The following is a 17,208-nucleotide window of genomic DNA, read 5'->3' as shown; positions in this document are numbered from 1 at the left end:
AGTGGGGGTGCGGTCGGTCGCGGCCGGCCGCGCGGGGCTGGGTTGTGGACGTTGCGTTCAGGGTAGCCGGACGGTGGGGCGGCCGCAATGCACCGGGTTCAAGCTTTGCGTCCCTGTGAACGGTACAGCCGGGTGCGGGGCGGGCGAATGCGAGGCGCCCCGCCAAGTTCCCACCCGCCGCCCGCTATCCTGCGGGGTAATGCTCGACCTGCTGGGAAGGCCCCTGCGCGACCTGCGCATCAGCGTCACGGACCGCTGCAACCTGCGCTGCACGTACTGCATGCCGGCCGATGTGTTCGGACCGGACTACGCCTTCCTGCCGCGCGCCGAACTGCTGAGCTTCGAGGAGATCGAGCGGCTGGCGCGCGCGTTCGTGGCGCTGGGCGTGCGCAAGCTGCGCGTGACGGGCGGCGAGCCGACCCTGCGGCGCGACCTGCCCACCCTGATCGCGGCGCTGGCGGCCATTCCGGACGTGGAGGACGTGGCGATGACCACGAACGGCCTGCTGCTGCCGCGCGTGGCGGCGGACCTGAAGGCGGCGGGGCTGCGGCGGGTGACGGTCAGCATCGACAGCCTCGACCCAGAGGTCTTCGGGCGCATGAATGGCCTGGGGACTCATCCGCAGAAGGTCATGGACGGGATTGAGGCGGCCCTGAGTGCCGGGCTGGGCGTGAAGGTGAACACGGTGGTTCAGCGTGGCGTGAACGACGCGGGCCTGCGCGAGTTGTGGCTGGCGCTGCGTGAACTGGCGCCGGTGCGCTTCATCGAGTTCATGGACGTGGGGAATCACAACGGCTGGAATCTGGACAGCGTGGTGCCCAGCCGTGAGGTGCTGGCCCGACTGGGCGGGGAGGTGGGGGCCGCGCACTTCCAGCCGGTGCGAGCGGACTACCGGGGCGAGGTGGCCTCGCGCTACGCCGACCCGCAGGGCCGCGAGGTGGGGCTGATCAGTTCCGTGACGGCGCCGTTCTGCGGGGACTGCTCGCGGGCGCGCCTCTCGGCGGTGGGGGTGCTGTACACCTGTCTGTTCGCGTCGGGCGGGACGGATCTGCGCGCGGCGCTGCGGGGTGGGGCCTCGGACGCGGCGCTGCGGGACCTGATCGCGGGCGTGTGGGCGGGCCGGAACGACCGCTACAGCGAGGAGCGTGGCGAGGCCACGGCGGCCCTGCGTCCGAAGGTGGAGATGTCGCATATCGGCGGCTGACGCCTGTCAGATGACAGGTCAGGGGTGGCCTGGGCGTGCCTAACGCTCGTTGTCTCGGGTCGCGTGACAGCTAGACAAGCTTGTGTACTCTGGACACTAAACTTAAGATGACAGAAGGCACCGCCCGCCAGCGGAACGCCCGGAGGGATGCATGGCGAAGTACCCGCTCATCAAGACGACCCTGAAAGACCGCCTTCTCGGCGGCCACTACGCCGAGGGGCTTCCCCTGCCCAGCGAACCGCAGCTCGCCCGCGAATTCGAAGTCTCCCGCATGACCGCCCGCCGCGCCATCGACGAACTGGAACGCGAAGGCTACGTCTACCGCGTCCAGGGCGCCGGCACCTTCCCCACCGGCAAACGCTTCCGGCAGGGCATGTTCCGCGTCCGGCCCTTCAAGGAATGGGCCCGCCACCCCGACCACCGCACCACGGTCCTGCGCGCCATGCAGATCGAGGCCACCCCGGAAATCGCCATCGTGCTGCAGATCCAGCCCGGCGACCCCGTCATCTTCGTGCACCGCCTGCGCACCGCCGGGGACGAAGCCCTGGTGATCGAGAAGCGTTACATCAACGGCAACCTCGTCCCGAACCTGCTCGACCACAACCTGGGCGCCGAGAGCATCCACGAGATCATGATCGGCCTGGGCGTGCCCCTCCAGCGCGTCGAGCAGAACCTCGAGGCCGTGAACCTCCGCCAGGAGGAAGCCGACCTGCTGCGCGTGCCGCTGGGCACCGCCGCGTTCCTGCTGCGCCGCACCACCTACAGCGGCCAGAAACGCGCCAGCTACGTCAACTACTGGGTGCGCGGCGACCGCTACGCCTTCCAGGACACCTTCGAACCCTGACAATCTTCTGAAAACGGGCTGCCACGGATTCGTCCTGGCAGCCCGTTTTCAGCTGGCGCGGTGAGGCAGCTTGCGTCCATAAGACAAGTCAGCTTGACTTCTGGTCGAGCGTCCTTTACCTTTGAGTCAAGCAAGCTTGACCGGAAGACAAGGAGAACAGACATGAACACACTGACCCCCGCCACCACCCAGCTCCTCGCCAGCGTCGCCATCGCTGCCGCGCCCCTGACCCTGCTCGGCTCTGCGGCCAACCACCCGCACGCCGGCCTCATCACCCATCTGATCTACGGCCTGGCCCTGATCGTCGCCCTGATGCTGCTCATCGTCGCCGTTCTCCACGTCCGGCGCGACCTGCGCCAATGACCCGCACCCGCCGCCACGCCCGGCACCAGACCCTGCTGGCCACCCTGACCGGCGCGTGCGCTCTGGGCATCCTGGCAGCCCTCATGCTGGGCCCACGCGGACAGGTCAACCTGACCGCCACAGCCCTACTGGCCGCCATTCCCCTCCTGGACGCCGCGCGCCTCACCTTCCACTACCGCGACAGCGACGAGTACGGCCGTCATGTCCTGCTGACCGCTGCCGCCGTGGCCCTGGGTGTCACGTTGACCGCCCTGACCCTGACCGCCCTGATCAGCGCCGCCACGCCCCACGAAACCGTCCCAGCCACCGCCCTCGTCGGCCTGGCCTACCTGGGCTGGCTGACCCTGGTGGTCACACACGCCGCGCGCACCCGGCGCGACGCCCGTGACGACACGTGAACAACCGGCTGAAAGTCCTGCGTGCCGAACGCAACATGACCCAGGCCGCGCTGGCCGAGGCGCTGGACGTGTCACGCCAGACGATCAACGCACTGGAAACCGGAAAGTACGACCCGAGCCTGCCCCTGGCCTTCAAACTCGCGCGGCTGTTCGGCGTGCCCATCGAGGCCATCTTCCAGGACGACCCGGATCAGCCCTGAGGGCAGCAAAGAAGGCGCCACCCCCAAGGCTGGGGGTGGCGCCTTCGTGCTGGTCTTACTTGGCGTTCTTGGCGGCGTCCACGAGGGCCTTGAAGGCCTCGGGTTCGCGCGCGGCGATGTCGGCCAGGACCTTGCGGTTCAGGTCGATGTTCGCCTTCTTCAGGCCGCCGATGAAGGTGCTGTAGTTCATGCCGTGCAGGCGGGCGCCGGCGTTGATACGCTGGATCCACAGGCGGCGGAAGTCACGCTTCTTGTTGCGGCGATCGCGGTACTCGTAGGTCGCGGCGTTCAGCAGGGTCTGGAACGCGTTGCGGTACTGCTTGCTGCGGGAGCCCCAGAAGCCCTTGGCGCGCTTCAGGACCTTCTTGTGACGGCGGCGACGGATGATACCGGTTTTGGCGCGAGGCATCTACTTCACTTCCCCTTCGGCAGCATGAGTTTCATGCGGGCCCATTCACTCTTGGCGAGGACGAAGCCCTTGCCCTTGCCGCGGATTTCGTTGCCGCTCTTGCCGGTGTTCTGGTGGCGCTTGCCACTCTTGAACGCCATGACCTTGCCGGTTCCGGTGATCTTCACCCGGCGGCTGGCCGCTTTCAGTGTCTTCATCTTGGGCATGTGAGTGCCTCCTTCGTAGTCCGGTCGCTCGTCTGGGACGGCTTCCGTCTGGGGTTCGGGCCGCCTGGGCGGGCGCGTACGCGCCGCGATAGGCTGTTGGTCGCCCTGCCCCGCTTGACCAAGAGAGAATTCTACGCGAAAGCGCCAGGGCTGGTCAAGGCGCAGAGGCGGCAGGGGCGCCGAAGTCCAGCTGCGTGGACACCAGCCGCGCGCCGTGGCGTTCAAACAGGCGGCGCATGGCGTGATTGTCGGCTTCGGTGCCGCCCACGTGCGTACCGAAGGTCTGCGCGGCCAGATGCAGCAGGTGCGCGTGCAGTCGAGCCCCGAAGCCCTGGCCGCGCCGCGGGGGCAGGACGCCGATCAGGTCGATCCCGGCCGTGTCGGGCGGCCCGCTGGCTCCCAGGGCCGCCAGGGCCACCACCTCGCCCGCGTGGGTCAGGGCGTGCAGGGTCCAGTCCTCGCCCGGCGTCCAGTCCTCGCGGCCCAGCGCCGTCAGGGCCTCTGCCACGCCGGGGTCATGCACGGTCACGGGCTGAACGTGCGGATCGGCGGGGTACGCCCGGGCGCGGAGGTCGGTCGTCTCGTACACGACGTTCGTCTCCTGCAAGGTCCACCCGGCGGCCTCGGCCTCCTCGCGGCGGAGTGGGGCCTGGGTGGATACGAGGATCAGGCGGGGGGTCGCCGCGCGCAGTTCACGCAGGAAGGCGAGCAGCGCGTCGGCGGGCACGTCCTCCCGCAGCCGCGGCAGAAGGGGAATCTGCGGGCTGGAGGGACGCAGGCAGACGCCCTCCACCCCGCGGGGCGACCGCAGGAGGAGGAACTGCTCGGGGCGGAGCGCTCCGGCCTCGACCCGCGAGCGGGTGAAGGTCAGGCGCCGCCCGGCCTCGGCGGGATCGGGAATCAGGGCGACGACATCGGCCAGCGTGTCGTGCGTGGCCGCTTCAAGGGTGTAGGTGTTCACGTGGGGAACCTCGGCGTGAGCCGGGGCGTCCGCCGGTTATCAGGCGTGGGCCCCGGTGGGAACGATCAGTGCAGCAGGCAGGATTCGGTTCATGGGACCTCCGGGGAACAGCGGGAATACGGCACGCTAGCACCCCCGCAGTCTGTGGGGTGCCGCAGGTGCCCGCGTAGGCCAGAGGGCTTACCGGGAGCGGTCGCGCAGGTACTCGTCACGCACGCGGCGCAGCAGGTCCGCGCGGCTGGCGTCCGGGTGGCGGAGGCGCTGCGCGGTCACGCCCCGCTCGATGGCGCCGCGGTTGCCGCGGGTGAGGCGCAGGAGTTCCTCCTCCAGCGCCCGCTCGGCGCGCGGTCCACTGCCCCGCGGCCCCGATCGGACGCCGCGCAGGTGCCGCGTGACATGCAGCAGCGCCCACACGAACGCCGCCAGCAGCAGGATCAGCAGCAGCGCGTCCACGCGGGGCCTCAGCCCATCTTGATGAACATGGGGGGTTTCACGCCGATCATGCGGGCCATCAGCCACACCTGCCCCTTGTGGTGCGCCTCGTGCGTGATGATCGTGTCGATCAGCGCCGCGACCGGCATCTCGCGGCCCCCGAAGGCGGGCACGCGGCGCGACAGGTCCTCGTCACTCAGAGCGCTGATGGCGCTCAGGGCACGTTCCTGCGAGTCCCACAGGCGGCCGCGCGCCTCGGTCAGCGTGGCGCTCGGCTCCGGCATCGCGCCGGGCGCCTGGCCCTGCACCATGTTCAGGAAACGGTCGGCGCTGGCGGACAGGTGGTCGGACAGCCCGATGAAGCTCATGCCGCCGTCCCACGCGGCGAACGTGCCCTGATCCTCGGGGAGCTGCTCGAGGAGGTCGAGCAGGGCGGAACGGTGGGCCTGGAAGGTGCGGGCGAGGACGGCGCTGCGGTTCATGTCCGGCAGCATACCCACACCGCGCCGGGCGGGGCGAGTGGGCGGCGGGGGAACCCTCACGTTTCCTTCAGCGGGCCTCACGCAGCGTCAGCTGCCATGGCGAACAGTGGATGGCATGACCCTGCGCATCCTGCTGACCGCTGCCGTCCTGACGTCCTCGCTGGCCCAGGCGCAGACGACGATCTTCACCATCCCGGCCCTGCCCCCGAAGAGCAGCGCGGCCACGCCCACGCCCCCCGCGCCCACGCCGACCACCCCGGCGCCCGCCACGCCCACCACCCCGGCCAGCGGCAGCACCCTGCCCATGACCAACCCCATGCTGAGCACCGCGCACAGCGCCAATCTGAATGGCCCGGGCAGCCTGCGCGTCGGGCAGGCCACCACCTGGACCTTCACCCTGACCAACCAGGGCGAGCAGGCCATCGACCTCCAGCACGGGGCGTGCGACGTGCGCTTCGAGGTGCTCGACGCCGCCGGGAAGGTCGTGCGCGCCAACCCCACGAACACGGTGTGCACCATGCAGCTGGTCATCACGGACGTCGCGCCGGGCGAGACGATGGACGTGCAGGACATCCGCTGGGACGGCCGCGACAGCGCCGGGAAGGCTCTGCCCGCCGGGGAGTACACCATCCGCGCGGTGTTCAGCGGCGCCGGTGTGCGGATCATGGCCGAGGAGTTCCCCGTCACCATCGAGAACTGAGCCTGGCAGAAGGGGCGCGGCGTGCTGTGCCGCGCCTCCTCCCTGGTTCAGCCGCGCAGCCGGGCGAGTTTCACGCTGTCCCAGCGCTGGCCTGCCCACGCCCGCGCCTGCGGGATGCGGGCGCACTCGTGGAACCCCACGCGGGCCGCCGCGCGGATCATGCGCTCGTTGCCGCCCCAGGTGGTCAGCGTCAGCACGTGCGCGTCCGTCTCGGCGAACGTCGCTGCCGCCCACAGGTCCAGCGCCCGCGTGCCCAGGCCGCCGCCCCAGTGCCGCGGGTCGAAAATCAGGATGCCCAGGTCCCACCAGCCGCCGCCCGCCGGGGCTTCCTCGTGTCGGCTGACCTGCCCGATGCACACGCCGTCCAGCGCGATCACCCGCAGGTCGGGACTGACGGGGCGGGCCAGGGTCTGCGCGCAGTACGCCTCGAACGCCAGCGGCTCGCGCGGGGGCTGGCCGGTGTGGAAGTACGGGGCGTCCCAGCGCTGCCACTCGGGGTCCGGCTCGGCGTGCAGCCAGCGCCAGAGGACCGGCAGGTCGTCCGGGAGACGCCCACGCAGGGTCAGGTCGGGCAGGGTCGGATCGGGGGCATCGCGCATCGGCCCCCAGCGTAGCGGCGTGCCCCACCCGTGGGATGCGCCTTTTGCCGGATGCAACCCCGCCCGCGGGGGGCGCGTAATGGGGGGTATGAGTGATGGAACCCCCGGACCGCTGACGCCGCCCGACTCGATGCTGAAAGCGCCGGAGGCCGTCCCGAGCGTGCAGCCCGTGCAGGCGCCCGAGATGGTGCCCCTGTCGCCTGAAGACCGCGCGCGGCTGGAGGCGATGGCGCAGGCCTTCGCGCAGGACGTCCTGAGCGCGGGCGCGCACAGCCCGGAGTTCAAACGCAAACTGGACGCCGTGCATGAACTGGGCCTGCCCGAGCAGCGCGCCGCGGCGCAGAGCAGCAACCGCATGCTGGACCGCCCGCTGCGCGCCACGCGCGCCGGGGCGCTCACGGAGGGCAGCAACATCCTGCGCGGCCTGACCGACCTGCGCCGCACCGTCGAAGACCTCGACCCCAGCCGCGCCCCCACGCCGCGGCGCCTGTTCGGGAAGCTGCCCGGCGGGAAGAAGGTGCAGAACCACCTCGACCGCTACCAGAGCGCGCAGTCGCACCTGAACGGCATCCTGGAGGCGCTGTACCGCGGGCAGGACGAACTGCGGCGCGACAACGCCACCATCGAGACCGAGAAGGTCCACCTGTGGGACACCATGCAGAAACTCCGGCAGTACGCGCACGTCGGGAAGGCCGTGGACGAGGCCCTGACCCGCCGCCTGACCGAGTTGCAGGTCACCGACCCGGAGAAGGCCCGCATGGTCAGCGAGGAACTGCTGTTCGCGGTGCGTCAGCGCGTCACGGACCTCCTGACTCAGCTGGCCGTGAGTATCCAGGGGTACCTCGCGCTGGATCTGGTGCGGCGCAACAATATGGAACTCATCAAGGGCGTGGACCGCGCCACGACCACCACCGTCAGCGCCCTGAAGACCGCGCTGATGGTCTCGCAGGCGCTCGGGACGCAGCAGGCGGTGCTGGGACAGGTCACGGCCCTGAACGACACGACGGGGCGCATGATCGGCTCGACCGCGCAACTCCTGAAGCAGCAGAGCACCGAGATCCAGCGGCAGGCGGGCAGCGCCACCGTGGACCCGCAGATCATCCAGGCGGCGTTCCGGGACGTGTACGGCGCGCTGGATGCCATCAGCGCGTACCGCACGCAGGCGCTGGACCGCTTCCGCGAGACGATGACCGTGCTGGACAAGGAGGTCGCGCAGGCGCAGACGTACCTGGACCGCGAACGCCAGAACGCCGCGCGGGAAGTCGCGCAGGGCCTGAACGTCACCGAGAAAGGCGACCTGAAACTCTGAACGCGCTGAACACGCAGCGTCCCGCTGAGGCACTGGCACGGGAGGTGCTGGGGCCAGCGGCATGGTTCCTGGCGCGTGGCGCGACCTGCGAGGTGTTCACCGACGGCGCGCGGGTCCTGCGAGTGGCGCTGGACGACGAGGCGCGGTTGACCATGCAGGCCCAGGTGCAGCGGGCGCTGGGCGTCCCGGCGGTCCCCGTGCTGGATCAGGGGGCCGCACTGGATGGGCGGGCCTGGGTGCTGGAACCTCACCTGCATGGAGATGACATTCCCCCGGGTCCAGCGGGGTGGGGGGATCTGGGTCGCGCCCTGGCGGCCCTGCACGCGCGGCCCGGCACAGGCTGGGGGCGGGCTCATGGATCGTCCCGGGTCGCTGGTGGGCGAGGCCGACACGCCGACGGAAGGGGTACGCACGCGGCTACCGGACGTGTGGCCGCTGGGACCGACACCCTTGACCGATCAGGCGCTGGTGCGGGCCGATCCGGCACTCCTCGGGCCCATGCAGGAGCAGCGGGACGCGATCCTGACGGCCATCCGTGAACCGGCCGGGGCGCTGCATACCGACCTGCACGGCGGACAGCTCCTGTGGCGCGGCGGGCGACTGCTGGCGCTGCTGGACTTCGGGGACGCGGCGCGCGGCCCGCTCGCGTGGGACCTCGCGAGCGTGGCGTTCTTTCATGGCTGGGCGGTGGCCGACCACGTCGCGGGCGGCGCAGGCATCCGGATGGGTGCAGAGGCGGCGGCATTCGGGCTGCTACTGGCGCAGCATCGCGCCCGCCGCGCGCAGGACGAGCAGAAAAGGGCGCGCGCCGTGGCGTTCGCTTGGCACTGCATAGAGCAGCTGGGCCGGGTAAACCCAGGTTGAAGCCTCAGGTTTTCGAGGTGAAGGCGGCGTTCAGTGCTGGTCGGCGCGGACACTCTGGGTGTCGCTCATGTCGTCGGCGGGGCTGAAGGTGAGGCACTGGGCGGTCTGGCCGCTCATGCTGATCTCGACCTGTCCGGCGGTGCAATTCGTGTCGTCGTTGAAGCGGCAGGTGGTGGCGTCGCAGCGGCTGACCATGCTCTTGTCGTCGTCCATGTGAACCTCCGTGACCGTCAGCGTGCCTGCCCAGGCGTGGGTGGAACGTGAGGCGCGCTGCAAGGTGAAGGGAGACTTCAAAACCGCAGTGACCCGCTCCAATTACGTGGCGGCGAGGCTCAGAGAATGTGCCCATAGGGGTCGGGCCGCGAACCGCGCGGCGACCGCCCTCAGCCGCCCCTCACCGCCGGGACCGGCTCAGTTGAGCAGTGTGGCGCGGATGCCCTGGGCGCAGGCGACGCGATGCGCGACCTGCGCGGCGTCCAGTTCGCCGTGTTTGCGCAGTCCGGCGGCGATGACCTGCACCTCGCTCCAGGCGCGGCGAAGCCTCGCGCGGGCGCGGCCCTGCAGGACGCTCAGGTACGCGTCGAGGGTCTCGCGTTCGTCCGGGTCGGTCAGGGCGCAGTCCAGCAGCATGCGCGCGTCGCGTCCGGCGCTGGGGGCGGGCGTGCCGATCAGGGCGGCGGCCTCGCGGGCGGCCAGGGCGACCATGACGACGTCCTCGGCCAGGGCGCGGTTCAGGCGCAGCGCGGCGGGGTCGGGCGCGCAGGCATACGTGACGCCGCTCAGGGTGACCCGGTCCAGGCGCAGCGGCGCGCGGGGGTGGGTGTGCGCCAGGTAGGCCTCGGCGGCCCAGGTCAGGGCGGCGGCCGTGGGGTCGGGCGTGAGGGCGTCGGGCGCGTGGGGGGTGGGGTGGGGGCTGGTCATAATCCTGACTTCCGGACTCAGGATAGGCCGGGAGGCATGAGACGCATGACCCGCTGTCCAGAACAGTGGGACCCCGCCATCAGGCGCGCGGGGTCAGCCGCCCTTCGCCTCCACCTCGGCCTGCTTGGCGCCCCAGGCTTCCATCTTGGCTTCCAGCTGCACTTCCAGGTCGTGCGCGGCCTGCCCCAGCGCCACGAAGTCCGCGTCCGCCGGTGCGGCGCTCAGCGCGGCCTGCGCGGCCTCCAGTTCTCCCTCCAGACGGGCGATGTCGGCCTCGATGGCCTCCACCTCGCGCTTGAGGTGCCACAGGCCCTTGCCCTTCGGCGCGGCAGGTTTCGCGCTGACCTTCGGTGCGGCGGCCAGCGCCTCGGCCTCCAGTTCGGCGGCGGTGCGGTGCTTGGCCTTGTAGTCCTCCCAGCCGGGGTACTCGAAGAACTGCCCATCCTCGATCAGCCAGATGCGGTCCGCGAGGCCCTCGATGAACGCGCGGTCGTGACTGACCATCACCAGCGTGCCCGTGAAGTCGTCCAGCGCGGCCTCCAGCGCCTCGACCATCTCCATATCCAGGTGGTTGGTGGGCTCGTCCATGATCAGGAGGTTGTGGTCCTCCTGCGCGAGTTTCAGCAGCGCCAGCCGCGCCCGCTCGCCGCCCGAGAGGATGCGCGCCTGCTTGTCGTGCTGGTCGTACGGGAACATGAAGGTGCCCAGCAGGTCGTGCGCTTCCGGGTCCTTGTGGGTGTACGCGCGGGCCACGTCGTACAGCGTCTCGCTGGGTTCCACGCCGCGCAGCGCCTGATCGTAGTACCCCACCGTGACGCGCGCCCCGGTCAGGATGCGGGTGCGCGGGTCGTCGCCGGGTTCCAGGCCCAGCAGGGTGCGCAGGAAGGTGGTCTTCCCCGCCCCGTTGCGGCCGATGATCGCCACGCGCTCGCCCTGGCGGATCTGCACATTCACGTCCCGGAACAGCTGCCGCCCGCCGGGCAGCACCCGCGTGACGTGCCGGGCGTCCAGCACGACCTCGCCGCTCTCGGGCGCGTGGAAGGTGATGCGGGTGGTGCGCTGCTCGGGCGGCGGGGCGCTCGTGGCGCAGGCCTGCATGCGGTCCACGCGCGCCTGCATGGCCTTGGCCCGGCGGGCGAGCTTGCTCATGCCCAGACCCCAGATCTTCATGCGGTCCGCGCTGGCCTGCAGGGACGCGATCTGGCGGCTTTCCACCGCGAAACGCGCCGCCTGCTGCTCCAGCTCGGCGGCCAGCGTCTCGCGGAAGGTCGTGTAGTTCCCGGCGTACACCTTCATGGTCCCGCCGCGCAGGTACGCGGTCTCGCGGGTGACGGTGTCCAGGAACGCGCGGTCGTGGCTGATGACCAGCACCGCGCCGGGGTAGCGGCCCAGGAAGCCCTCCAGCCACTCGACCATCACGATGTCCAGGTGGTTGGTCGGCTCGTCCAGCAGCAGCACATCCGGGTTCTCCACGAGCAGCGCCGCCAGCCCCAGCCGCGTGCGCTCGCCGCCGCTGAGGCTGGCGGCCAGGTCGCTCTCGCGGCCCCGGAAGCCGAACGCCAGGGTCACGGCGTCCTTGCGGCTGCGCCGCTCGAAGCCCCCGCGCCGCTGGTAGTGCTCCAGCACGGCCTCGTGGTGCAGGATGCTCTCGGGCGTGCCGCTGCCCATCGCCTCGGCCGCCGCGTTCAGTTCCGCCTCCAGCTGATCGAGGTCGTGGAAGGCCGCGTCGAGCACGCTGTCCACCGTCGCGCCCGGCGGGAAGACCGGGTCCTGCTGTAATGAACGCACCCGCACGCCCGGCGCGCGCTTCACGACGCCCCCGTCCGGCAGCAGCTGCCCGGTCAGGAGTTTCAGCAGCGTGCTCTTCCCCGCCCCGTTGCGCCCCACGAGGCCCACGCGGTCGCCGGGCTGCACGGCGAAGGTCACGTCCTGCAGGACGGTCAGCGGTCCATATTCCTTACTGGCGTCCACGGCGGCAACAAGCACGCCCCGCAGTATAGGGCGGCGCCGGAAGACACACCGGCACCCGCGCGCGGCGCAGAAGATATGAATAATGTCAGATTTCTCTCTTACACTGTGGGGTGATGATGCGCGCGGCCCCCGTCCACCACGCCCTGACCCTCACGCTGCTGCTCGGCGCGACCGCACTGGCCGCCCCGGTGCTGGACAGCGCGCAGGGCAGCGTGGAACTCCAGCAGGAGGGCGGCACCTGGACGCCCCGCGCCGCGGGCGGCGAGATCACGCTGGGCCTGCGGACCGGCGCGGGCCGCGCCGAGATCCGTGACGGTGCCGGGCGCGTCACGGTCGGCAGCGCCTCGCGCCTGCGCCGCTACCTGGACGAGGTGGACCTGCAGCAGGGCCGCTTCTACCTGCGCGGCCCGGTCGCCGTGCACGTGCAGGGCCAGCACCTCGTGATGGACGGCGCGGGCAGCCTGCGCGTGGATCTCGACGGGCCGGTGCGGCGCGTCGCGGTTCTCGGCGGTCAGCTGCGCATCGACCGCAGTGGCCGCGTCACGACCGTGCGGGGCGGGCAGCAGCTCGACCTGCGCAGCGGGCAGCTCGGCGCGTTCCGCGAGACCGACCCCTGGTACGCCGCGCAGTTCCGCGGCGAGGGCAGCGCCAGCGTGCAGGCCACGCGCGGCGCGGTCACCCTGGGCCGAGCCGGGCAGGCGCGCGGCGCGGTCATCGGGGACACCCTGGAGATCGGCGCGACGCTGAACACCGGCGCGGGCGCCTGGGCCGAGGTGGGCTTCACGGGCGGCGGGTACCTGCGCCTGAACGAGCAGAGCGAACTGAGCGTCCTGAGCGTGGACCGCACCGACCGCGGCCGCGAGGTCCTGCTGAAACTCGCGCGCGGCACCGCCTGGAACGTCGTGCAGAAGGGCCAGGGCGGCTACCGGATCGACACGCCGGTCGTGAGTACCGCCGTGCGCGGCACGGTGTTCCGCGTGGACGCGGACGGGCTGGTCAAGGTGTTCGAGGGTCAGGTGGCACTGCCCAGCAGCGCCGATCAGGCGGTCAGCGCCGGGCAGCAGCGCAGCGAGGCGGGCACCGTGGGCACCCTCGTCCCGGACGCCACGGACCGCTTCAATCAGGCGCGGGACGCCGAACGGGCCCGCCCGCTGAGCCTCACGCTGCCCCGCGCGCCCCTGACCCTGAACGACCTGATCCTGAGTGCCCGCAGCCTCCCCGACGCGACCCTGAGCGCGCAGGTGGCCGGGCAGCGCGTCCCGCTGAACGCCGACGGCGACACCTTCCGCCTGGAGCGGCTGGCGGCGCCGCTACCCGAGGGCACCTACCCGGTGACCGTGACCGCCGAACGCTTCGGGCAGACGCTGACGCGCACCGTGACCGTCACCGTGGACCGCAGCGCCCCGCAGGTGGCGCTGCGCGCCGAGCGGCGCGGTCACCTGCTGCTCCTGAGCGGCGCCGTGACCGACGCTGTTCCCGGCGCGCTGACCGTCACCGTCCGCATCGGCCCGCGCAGCTACACCCGGCGCGTGACGTCCGGCGAACCGCTGAGCTGGGCGCTGCCCCTTGCCGACCCGACCGCGCCCGTGCAGGTGAGCGCCCGTGACGCCGCAGGAAACGAACGAGATGCCGCGCTCCGCTGAGCGGTCCCTGGCCCTGATCACCGCGCCCGTCGCGGCGCTGCTCGCGGCGCTGCTGGCCCTGCTGATGCCCGCCAATCCGCGCCTGGGCGACGCGCTGAACCGCGCCCTGCCGTCCGAGACCGACCGCCGGGTGGTGCTGGTCGGCATTGACGACGCGTCCCTGCGGGACTACGGCCGGGTCGGCACGTGGCCGCGCGAACTGTACGGGCAGGCGCTCGGCACGCTCGAGCAGGCCGGGGCGACCGCGGTCGGTATCGACGTGCTGCTGACCGACCCCAGCCAGAACGACGAGCGCCTGAAGGACGCGTTCAGCCGCGCGAACGTCGTGCTGGCCACCGCGCCCGGCGAGTCCACGCTGCTGGCCAGTCCCGAGTGGCGCTCCCCGACGGGCGTCAGCGCGCTGAACGTCAGCGGTGACGGGATCGTCCGCACGTTCCAGACCGCGTACCCGGACGCGGCCGGGACGCTGCAGCCCAGCTTCGCGCGGCAGCTGGCGGTCGCGGCGGGCAAGAGCGTGGACCTCAGCGATCAGCCGCGCGTGCTGCGCTACGCCGCGCCGGACCGGGACCGCCTGCCGGTCATTCCGTTCCGGGACGTCGTGAACGGCAACGTCCGCTACGGCGACATTCAGGGCAAGATCGTCCTGATCGGCCTGACCGCCAGCGGCACCGGCGTGGGCGGCGTGCGGGACGTGACGGGGCAGACCGTGCCCGGCACGGAACTGCAGCTGCGGGCGGTATCCAGCCTGCTCAGCGCGCCCTTCACGACGCTGCCCACCTGGCTGATCGCGCTGCTGTCGGCCGTTATCGCCGTCGCGGCGGTCCTGGCGCGCGGCCTGTGGGGCTTCGCGCTGGCGATGGCGGCGCTGCTGGCCGCCGCGCCCCTGTGGCTGGGGAACATCCTGCTGCCCGGCGTGACGCTGTCGCTGGCGGCGATCATCGGCACGGCGCTCGTCGCGGCGGAACGCTGGTGGAACCTGCGGACCCTGGCGCTGCGCGACCCGCTGACGGGCTTCGGGAACCGCGTGGCGTTCACGCGCGCGCTGGAGCAGCGCTGGGCGACCCGGCAGACCCGCCCGCTGGGGCTGCTGCTGGTGGACCTGAGCGGCTTCCGGAAGGTGAACGAGGTGTACGGTCCGCACGCCGGGGACGAGCTGCTGCGCGACCTGTCCGGGCGGATCATGCAGCAGAAGCGGCGCGGGGACCTGATCTTCCGCTGGGGTCCGGACGAGTTCGCCGTGCTGCTCGATCAGGCCAGCGCGCACGAGACGGCGGACGTCGCGCGGCGCGTGCAGGAGTCGCTGGACCGCATCAGTTACCGCGATCTGCCGCTGCGGGCCAGTGTCGGCGCGGCCCGCACCGGCGAGGACATCCAGACCCCGGTGGATCTGGTCGAGGCGGCCAGCCGCAGCCGCTACCGCGTGAAGTACCAGCGCGAGCAGCGGGGGTAGTGGGGAGTGGCGCATCCGCCAGACGACTTAGACTGCCATCTATATTGACAACTGCCTATATAGATGGCAATCTATGAATGTGCCTGATGGACCCCCGTTCGACCTGCTCCTGAGCCGCCTGCGCGCCCTGGGCGACCCCACGCGCCTGCGCATCGTGCAGCTCATCGGCCAGTCGGACCCCGACCACCCCCAGGCACGCCCGGACGCCGGCAGCACCCCCCCGATCAGCATCTCCGCCACCCTGGGCCTCACGCAGCCCACCATCAGCCACCACATGAAGGTCCTGATCGAGGTCGGCCTGATCACCTCCGAGAAGAAGGGCACCAAGGTCTACTACAGCCTGAACCCCGACGGGTTCCGCGACCTGACCACCTTCTTCGAACCGCTCGCGACCCCCTGCACCGAACCCGACCTGCCCTGAACGCTCCTCTGCTGCGCAGCTCTACGAGTCGCATCCGCCCGGATGGAACGGCTTCATAGGCTATTCCATCGGAGTCCCTCTCATCCTCCGGAGGACCGCATGCACGACCTGTACCTGAAGGAAGTCGTCGACGCCCGCACCGCCCAGTACGAACAGGTCCGCGACCAGCTGGCCCTGGAACAGCAGTTGCGCGCCGCCCAGCCGCAGCGTCCCACCCTGCGCGCCGCGCTGGCCACCCGTCTGCGCCGCCTCGCCGATCAGCTCGACCGGCCCGCCGCGCCCAGCTGCACCTGAACAGGACCCACCCCTCCCGGCTCCCCGCCGGGGACAGCGAGAGGCCCGACCTGATCCCGGTCGGGCCTCCTCGTCTGGTGCTTCCGGTCAGCGTCCGGCGAGCATCGCCCAGATGTCGGGGTGCGCCACGAACGCGTACCAGAGGTTCGGGAGCAGGCCCAGCACGGTGACGCCCGCCACGCCCAGCGCGACGGCCAGGGTGGTGGGGGGGCGCTGGCCGAGGCCGTACTCGCGCGCGGGGGTGCGGTCGGGCATGAACATCAGCATGGCGGGCCGCAGGTAGTACACCAGCGCGGCGACGCTGGTGAGCGCGGCGAGGATGCTGATCCAGGCGTAGCCGTTCTGGAAGGCCGCCTGGAACACGAGGTACTTCCCGAAGAAGCCCGCGAAGGGCGGCAGGCCCGCCAGCGAGGCGAGGCACACGGCCAGCGCGACGGCGTAGCCGGGGTGGCGGTAGTACAGGCCGCGCATGTCGGTGATGCTGAAGCCGTCCTCGCTGCGTTGCAGGGCGGCGACGATGGCGAGCGCGGCGGCGGTCATGAGGGTGTACACGAGCAGGTAGTACCCGAGGGCCGCGCCGCCCGCGGCGGGCGTGCCGAGCAGCGCCATGCCCAGGAAGCCGGTGTGCGCGACGGCCGAGTACGCCAGCATGCGTTTGAAGTTCATCTGGCGCACCGCGGCGAGGTTCCCGACGATCAGGGTCGCGGCGATCAGGACCGCCAGGACGGAGTGCCAGCCGGGGGCGTTTTCCAGCGCGCCGGAGAACACGCGGAGCATCCCGGCGAACGCGGCGACCTTCACGACGGTGCTCAGGAACAGGCTGACGCTGGTGGGCGCGCCGCCGTACACGTCGGGCGTCCACTGGTGGAAGGGTGCCAGGGCGACCTTGAAGCCGAAGCCGCAGAGCATCAGCAGCGCGCCGCCGACCAAGATGCCGGTGTTCTCGGGGTTCAGGGTGCTGGTCTTCTCGGCGATGACGGCGTAGTTCAGACTGCCGGTCGCGCCGTACACGAACGCCAGTCCGTAGATCAGCACGGCACTCCCGGCGGCGCCGAGCAGGAAGTACTTCAGGCCGCTTTCCTCCGCGCGGCGCGAGCCCTGCAGGGTGGCCAGGACGTAGCCGCTGAGGCTCATGATCTCCAGGCCGATCAGCATGACGATCAGGTCCCCACTGAAGGCGATCAGCAGGCAGCCGGTGACGGCGTACATGAGCATCGCGTCGAATTCGGGGAAGGACACGCGGGCGCGCCACGCGGTGTCCAGCGTGACGAGCAGCGTCATGAGGGTCCCGGCGAGGATCACGAAGCCCAGCAGCAGCGCGGCGTGGTCGGCCCGCAGGCTGCCGCCGAAGGCGGACAGGTCACGGTTCCACAGCCACCCGAGACTGACCGCCGACGCGATGACAGCGCCGATATTGATGAACGTCAGGGTGCGGCGCTGGACCCAGAAGCCCAGCAGGGTGCTGCTGATCGCCCCGGCCAGAATGAGCAGGACGGGCAGCAGGGGCAGGAGTTTCACATCGGGCGGCTGGAGCATG

22 protein-coding genes are annotated in these 17,208 nt (G+C 71.1%); 12 read left to right on the top strand and 10 right to left on the bottom strand.

Annotated features, from left to right (window positions below; translation table 11 throughout):
• Window positions 1–199 precede the first annotated feature (199 nt).
• The 5 genes from moaA (at window position 200) to DEIGR_RS03120 (ending at window position 3,009) form a co-directional block, all read left to right on the top strand.
• The gene (gene moaA, locus DEIGR_RS03140; protein WP_058975197.1) at window positions 200–1,204 is read left to right on the top strand and encodes a GTP 3',8-cyclase MoaA; all 1,005 of its coding nucleotides are present in this window, start codon (window positions 200–202) and stop codon (window positions 1,202–1,204) included.
• 151 nt (window positions 1,205–1,355) lie between these two features.
• A complete protein-coding gene (locus DEIGR_RS03135) occupies window positions 1,356–2,048 on the top strand; it encodes a GntR family transcriptional regulator (RefSeq protein ID WP_046843282.1) in 693 nt (230 codons plus the stop codon).
• A gap of 162 nt (window positions 2,049–2,210) precedes the next feature.
• Window positions 2,211–2,411 carry a hypothetical protein gene (locus DEIGR_RS03130; RefSeq protein ID WP_058975195.1) on the top strand — a complete coding sequence of 67 codons (201 nt, stop codon included), beginning with the start codon at window positions 2,211–2,213 and terminating at the stop codon, window positions 2,409–2,411.
• Window positions 2,408–2,809: a hypothetical protein gene (locus DEIGR_RS03125; protein WP_058975193.1), complete on the top strand. Its 402-nt coding sequence runs from the start codon at window positions 2,408–2,410 to the stop codon at window positions 2,807–2,809. Before DEIGR_RS03130 ends, DEIGR_RS03125 begins: the two co-directional genes overlap by 4 nt.
• Window positions 2,806–3,009, top strand: coding sequence for a helix-turn-helix transcriptional regulator (locus DEIGR_RS03120; protein ID WP_058975191.1), 204 nt, complete (start codon window positions 2,806–2,808; stop codon window positions 3,007–3,009). Before DEIGR_RS03125 ends, DEIGR_RS03120 begins: the two co-directional genes overlap by 4 nt.
• A 55-nt stretch (window positions 3,010–3,064) precedes the next feature.
• Here DEIGR_RS03120 and rplT read toward each other — a convergent pair whose 3' ends face one another.
• The 5 genes from rplT to DEIGR_RS03095 all read right to left on the bottom strand — a co-directional run bounded on the left by rplT (window position 3,065) and on the right by DEIGR_RS03095 (window position 5,499).
• Complete coding sequence (rplT, locus tag DEIGR_RS03115; protein WP_046843283.1) at window positions 3,065–3,418, bottom strand: 50S ribosomal protein L20; 354 nt, start codon at window positions 3,416–3,418, stop codon at window positions 3,065–3,067.
• A 5-nt stretch (window positions 3,419–3,423) separates the two neighbouring features.
• Window positions 3,424–3,624, bottom strand: coding sequence for a 50S ribosomal protein L35 (rpmI, locus tag DEIGR_RS03110; protein ID WP_046843284.1), 201 nt, complete (start codon window positions 3,622–3,624; stop codon window positions 3,424–3,426).
• Window positions 3,625–3,778: 154 nt separating this feature from the next.
• A complete protein-coding gene (locus tag DEIGR_RS03105; protein WP_058975190.1) occupies window positions 3,779–4,585 on the bottom strand; it encodes a GNAT family N-acetyltransferase in 807 nt (268 codons plus the stop codon).
• 180 nt (window positions 4,586–4,765) lie between these two features.
• Window positions 4,766–5,038, bottom strand: coding sequence for a hypothetical protein (locus DEIGR_RS03100; protein ID WP_058975187.1), 273 nt, complete (start codon window positions 5,036–5,038; stop codon window positions 4,766–4,768).
• A gap of 8 nt (window positions 5,039–5,046) precedes the next feature.
• Complete coding sequence (locus tag DEIGR_RS03095) at window positions 5,047–5,499, bottom strand: DinB family protein (RefSeq protein ID WP_058975185.1); 453 nt, start codon at window positions 5,497–5,499, stop codon at window positions 5,047–5,049.
• A gap of 115 nt (window positions 5,500–5,614) precedes the next feature.
• On the opposite strand from DEIGR_RS03095, the gene DEIGR_RS03090 reads away from it, so the two are divergent.
• On the top strand, window positions 5,615–6,199 hold the full coding sequence (locus tag DEIGR_RS03090; RefSeq protein ID WP_058975183.1) for a FlgD immunoglobulin-like domain containing protein: 585 nt from the start codon (window positions 5,615–5,617) through the stop codon (window positions 6,197–6,199).
• Between the two features lie 47 nt (window positions 6,200–6,246).
• Here the strand turns inward: DEIGR_RS03090 and DEIGR_RS03085 are convergent, their stop codons facing one another.
• Complete coding sequence (locus tag DEIGR_RS03085) at window positions 6,247–6,798, bottom strand: GNAT family N-acetyltransferase (RefSeq protein ID WP_058975181.1); 552 nt, start codon at window positions 6,796–6,798, stop codon at window positions 6,247–6,249.
• Between the two features lie 88 nt (window positions 6,799–6,886).
• On the opposite strand from DEIGR_RS03085, the gene DEIGR_RS03080 reads away from it, so the two are divergent.
• Entirely contained in the window at window positions 6,887–8,107 is a 1,221-nt protein-coding gene (locus DEIGR_RS03080; protein ID WP_058975179.1) for a toxic anion resistance protein, read from the top strand.
• Window positions 8,108–8,461: 354 nt separating this feature from the next.
• A complete protein-coding gene (locus tag DEIGR_RS03075; protein WP_160329905.1) occupies window positions 8,462–8,971 on the top strand; it encodes a phosphotransferase in 510 nt (169 codons plus the stop codon).
• A 30-nt stretch (window positions 8,972–9,001) separates the two neighbouring features.
• Here the strand turns inward: DEIGR_RS03075 and DEIGR_RS03070 are convergent, their stop codons facing one another.
• From DEIGR_RS03070 to DEIGR_RS03060, 3 genes are all read right to left on the bottom strand, one after another.
• Window positions 9,002–9,184, bottom strand: coding sequence for a DUF1540 domain-containing protein (locus tag DEIGR_RS03070; RefSeq protein WP_058975174.1), 183 nt, complete (start codon window positions 9,182–9,184; stop codon window positions 9,002–9,004).
• A 198-nt stretch (window positions 9,185–9,382) separates the two neighbouring features.
• Window positions 9,383–9,892, bottom strand: coding sequence for a hypothetical protein (locus DEIGR_RS03065; protein WP_058975172.1), 510 nt, complete (start codon window positions 9,890–9,892; stop codon window positions 9,383–9,385).
• A 93-nt stretch (window positions 9,893–9,985) separates the two neighbouring features.
• Entirely contained in the window at window positions 9,986–11,878 is a 1,893-nt protein-coding gene (locus DEIGR_RS03060) for an ABC-F family ATP-binding cassette domain-containing protein (protein ID WP_058975170.1), read from the bottom strand.
• 98 nt (window positions 11,879–11,976) lie between these two features.
• On the opposite strand from DEIGR_RS03060, the gene DEIGR_RS03055 reads away from it, so the two are divergent.
• From DEIGR_RS03055 to DEIGR_RS03040, 4 genes are all read left to right on the top strand, one after another.
• Window positions 11,977–13,506: a FecR family protein gene (locus tag DEIGR_RS03055; RefSeq protein ID WP_058975168.1), complete on the top strand. Its 1,530-nt coding sequence runs from the start codon at window positions 11,977–11,979 to the stop codon at window positions 13,504–13,506.
• The gene (locus DEIGR_RS03050) at window positions 13,466–14,956 is read left to right on the top strand and encodes a sensor domain-containing diguanylate cyclase (protein WP_236704640.1); all 1,491 of its coding nucleotides are present in this window, start codon (window positions 13,466–13,468) and stop codon (window positions 14,954–14,956) included. Before DEIGR_RS03055 ends, DEIGR_RS03050 begins: the two co-directional genes overlap by 41 nt.
• Window positions 14,957–15,035: 79 nt before the next feature.
• Entirely contained in the window at window positions 15,036–15,377 is a 342-nt protein-coding gene (locus tag DEIGR_RS03045; RefSeq protein ID WP_160329904.1) for an ArsR/SmtB family transcription factor, read from the top strand.
• A 99-nt stretch (window positions 15,378–15,476) separates the two neighbouring features.
• On the top strand, window positions 15,477–15,671 hold the full coding sequence (locus DEIGR_RS03040; RefSeq protein WP_058975163.1) for a hypothetical protein: 195 nt from the start codon (window positions 15,477–15,479) through the stop codon (window positions 15,669–15,671).
• An 87-nt stretch (window positions 15,672–15,758) separates the two neighbouring features.
• Here the strand turns inward: DEIGR_RS03040 and DEIGR_RS03035 are convergent, their stop codons facing one another.
• Complete coding sequence (locus DEIGR_RS03035; RefSeq protein ID WP_058975162.1) at window positions 15,759–17,207, bottom strand: NADH-quinone oxidoreductase subunit N; 1,449 nt, start codon at window positions 17,205–17,207, stop codon at window positions 15,759–15,761.
• Between the last annotated feature and the right edge of the window lies 1 nt (window position 17,208).

The organism is Deinococcus grandis, from assembly GCF_001485435.1.
GTDB classification, from domain to species: Bacteria; Deinococcota; Deinococci; order Deinococcales; family Deinococcaceae; genus Deinococcus; species Deinococcus grandis.
Note: the sequence above shows the minus strand (reverse complement) of the source record. Positions and strands in the feature narration are given on the sequence as shown.

Excerpts from the sequence above, each read along its gene's own strand:
- rpmI (WP_046843284.1), bottom strand. The coding sequence starts at position 3,624 with ATGCCCAAGATGAAGACACTGAAAGCGGCCAGCCGCCGGGTGAAGATC.
- DEIGR_RS03080 (WP_058975179.1), top strand. The coding sequence starts at position 6,887 with ATGAGTGATGGAACCCCCGGACCGCTGACGCCGCCCGACTCGATGCTG.
- DEIGR_RS03090 (WP_058975183.1), top strand. The coding sequence starts at position 5,615 with ATGACCCTGCGCATCCTGCTGACCGCTGCCGTCCTGACGTCCTCGCTG.
- DEIGR_RS03135 (WP_046843282.1), top strand. The coding sequence starts at position 1,356 with ATGGCGAAGTACCCGCTCATCAAGACGACCCTGAAAGACCGCCTTCTC.
- rplT (WP_046843283.1), bottom strand. The coding sequence starts at position 3,418 with ATGCCTCGCGCCAAAACCGGTATCATCCGTCGCCGCCGTCACAAGAAG.
- DEIGR_RS03040 (WP_058975163.1), top strand. The coding sequence starts at position 15,477 with ATGCACGACCTGTACCTGAAGGAAGTCGTCGACGCCCGCACCGCCCAG.
- DEIGR_RS03035 (WP_058975162.1), bottom strand. The coding sequence starts at position 17,207 with ATGCTCCAGCCGCCCGATGTGAAACTCCTGCCCCTGCTGCCCGTCCTG.
- DEIGR_RS03095 (WP_058975185.1), bottom strand. The coding sequence starts at position 5,499 with ATGAACCGCAGCGCCGTCCTCGCCCGCACCTTCCAGGCCCACCGTTCC.
- DEIGR_RS03075 (WP_160329905.1), top strand. The coding sequence starts at position 8,462 with ATGGATCGTCCCGGGTCGCTGGTGGGCGAGGCCGACACGCCGACGGAA.
- DEIGR_RS03065 (WP_058975172.1), bottom strand. The coding sequence starts at position 9,892 with ATGACCAGCCCCCACCCCACCCCCCACGCGCCCGACGCCCTCACGCCC.
- DEIGR_RS03070 (WP_058975174.1), bottom strand. The coding sequence starts at position 9,184 with ATGGACGACGACAAGAGCATGGTCAGCCGCTGCGACGCCACCACCTGC.
- moaA (WP_058975197.1), top strand. The coding sequence starts at position 200 with ATGCTCGACCTGCTGGGAAGGCCCCTGCGCGACCTGCGCATCAGCGTC.
- DEIGR_RS03130 (WP_058975195.1), top strand. The coding sequence starts at position 2,211 with ATGAACACACTGACCCCCGCCACCACCCAGCTCCTCGCCAGCGTCGCC.
- DEIGR_RS03055 (WP_058975168.1), top strand. The coding sequence starts at position 11,977 with ATGATGCGCGCGGCCCCCGTCCACCACGCCCTGACCCTCACGCTGCTG.
- DEIGR_RS03085 (WP_058975181.1), bottom strand. The coding sequence starts at position 6,798 with ATGCGCGATGCCCCCGATCCGACCCTGCCCGACCTGACCCTGCGTGGG.
- DEIGR_RS03125 (WP_058975193.1), top strand. The coding sequence starts at position 2,408 with ATGACCCGCACCCGCCGCCACGCCCGGCACCAGACCCTGCTGGCCACC.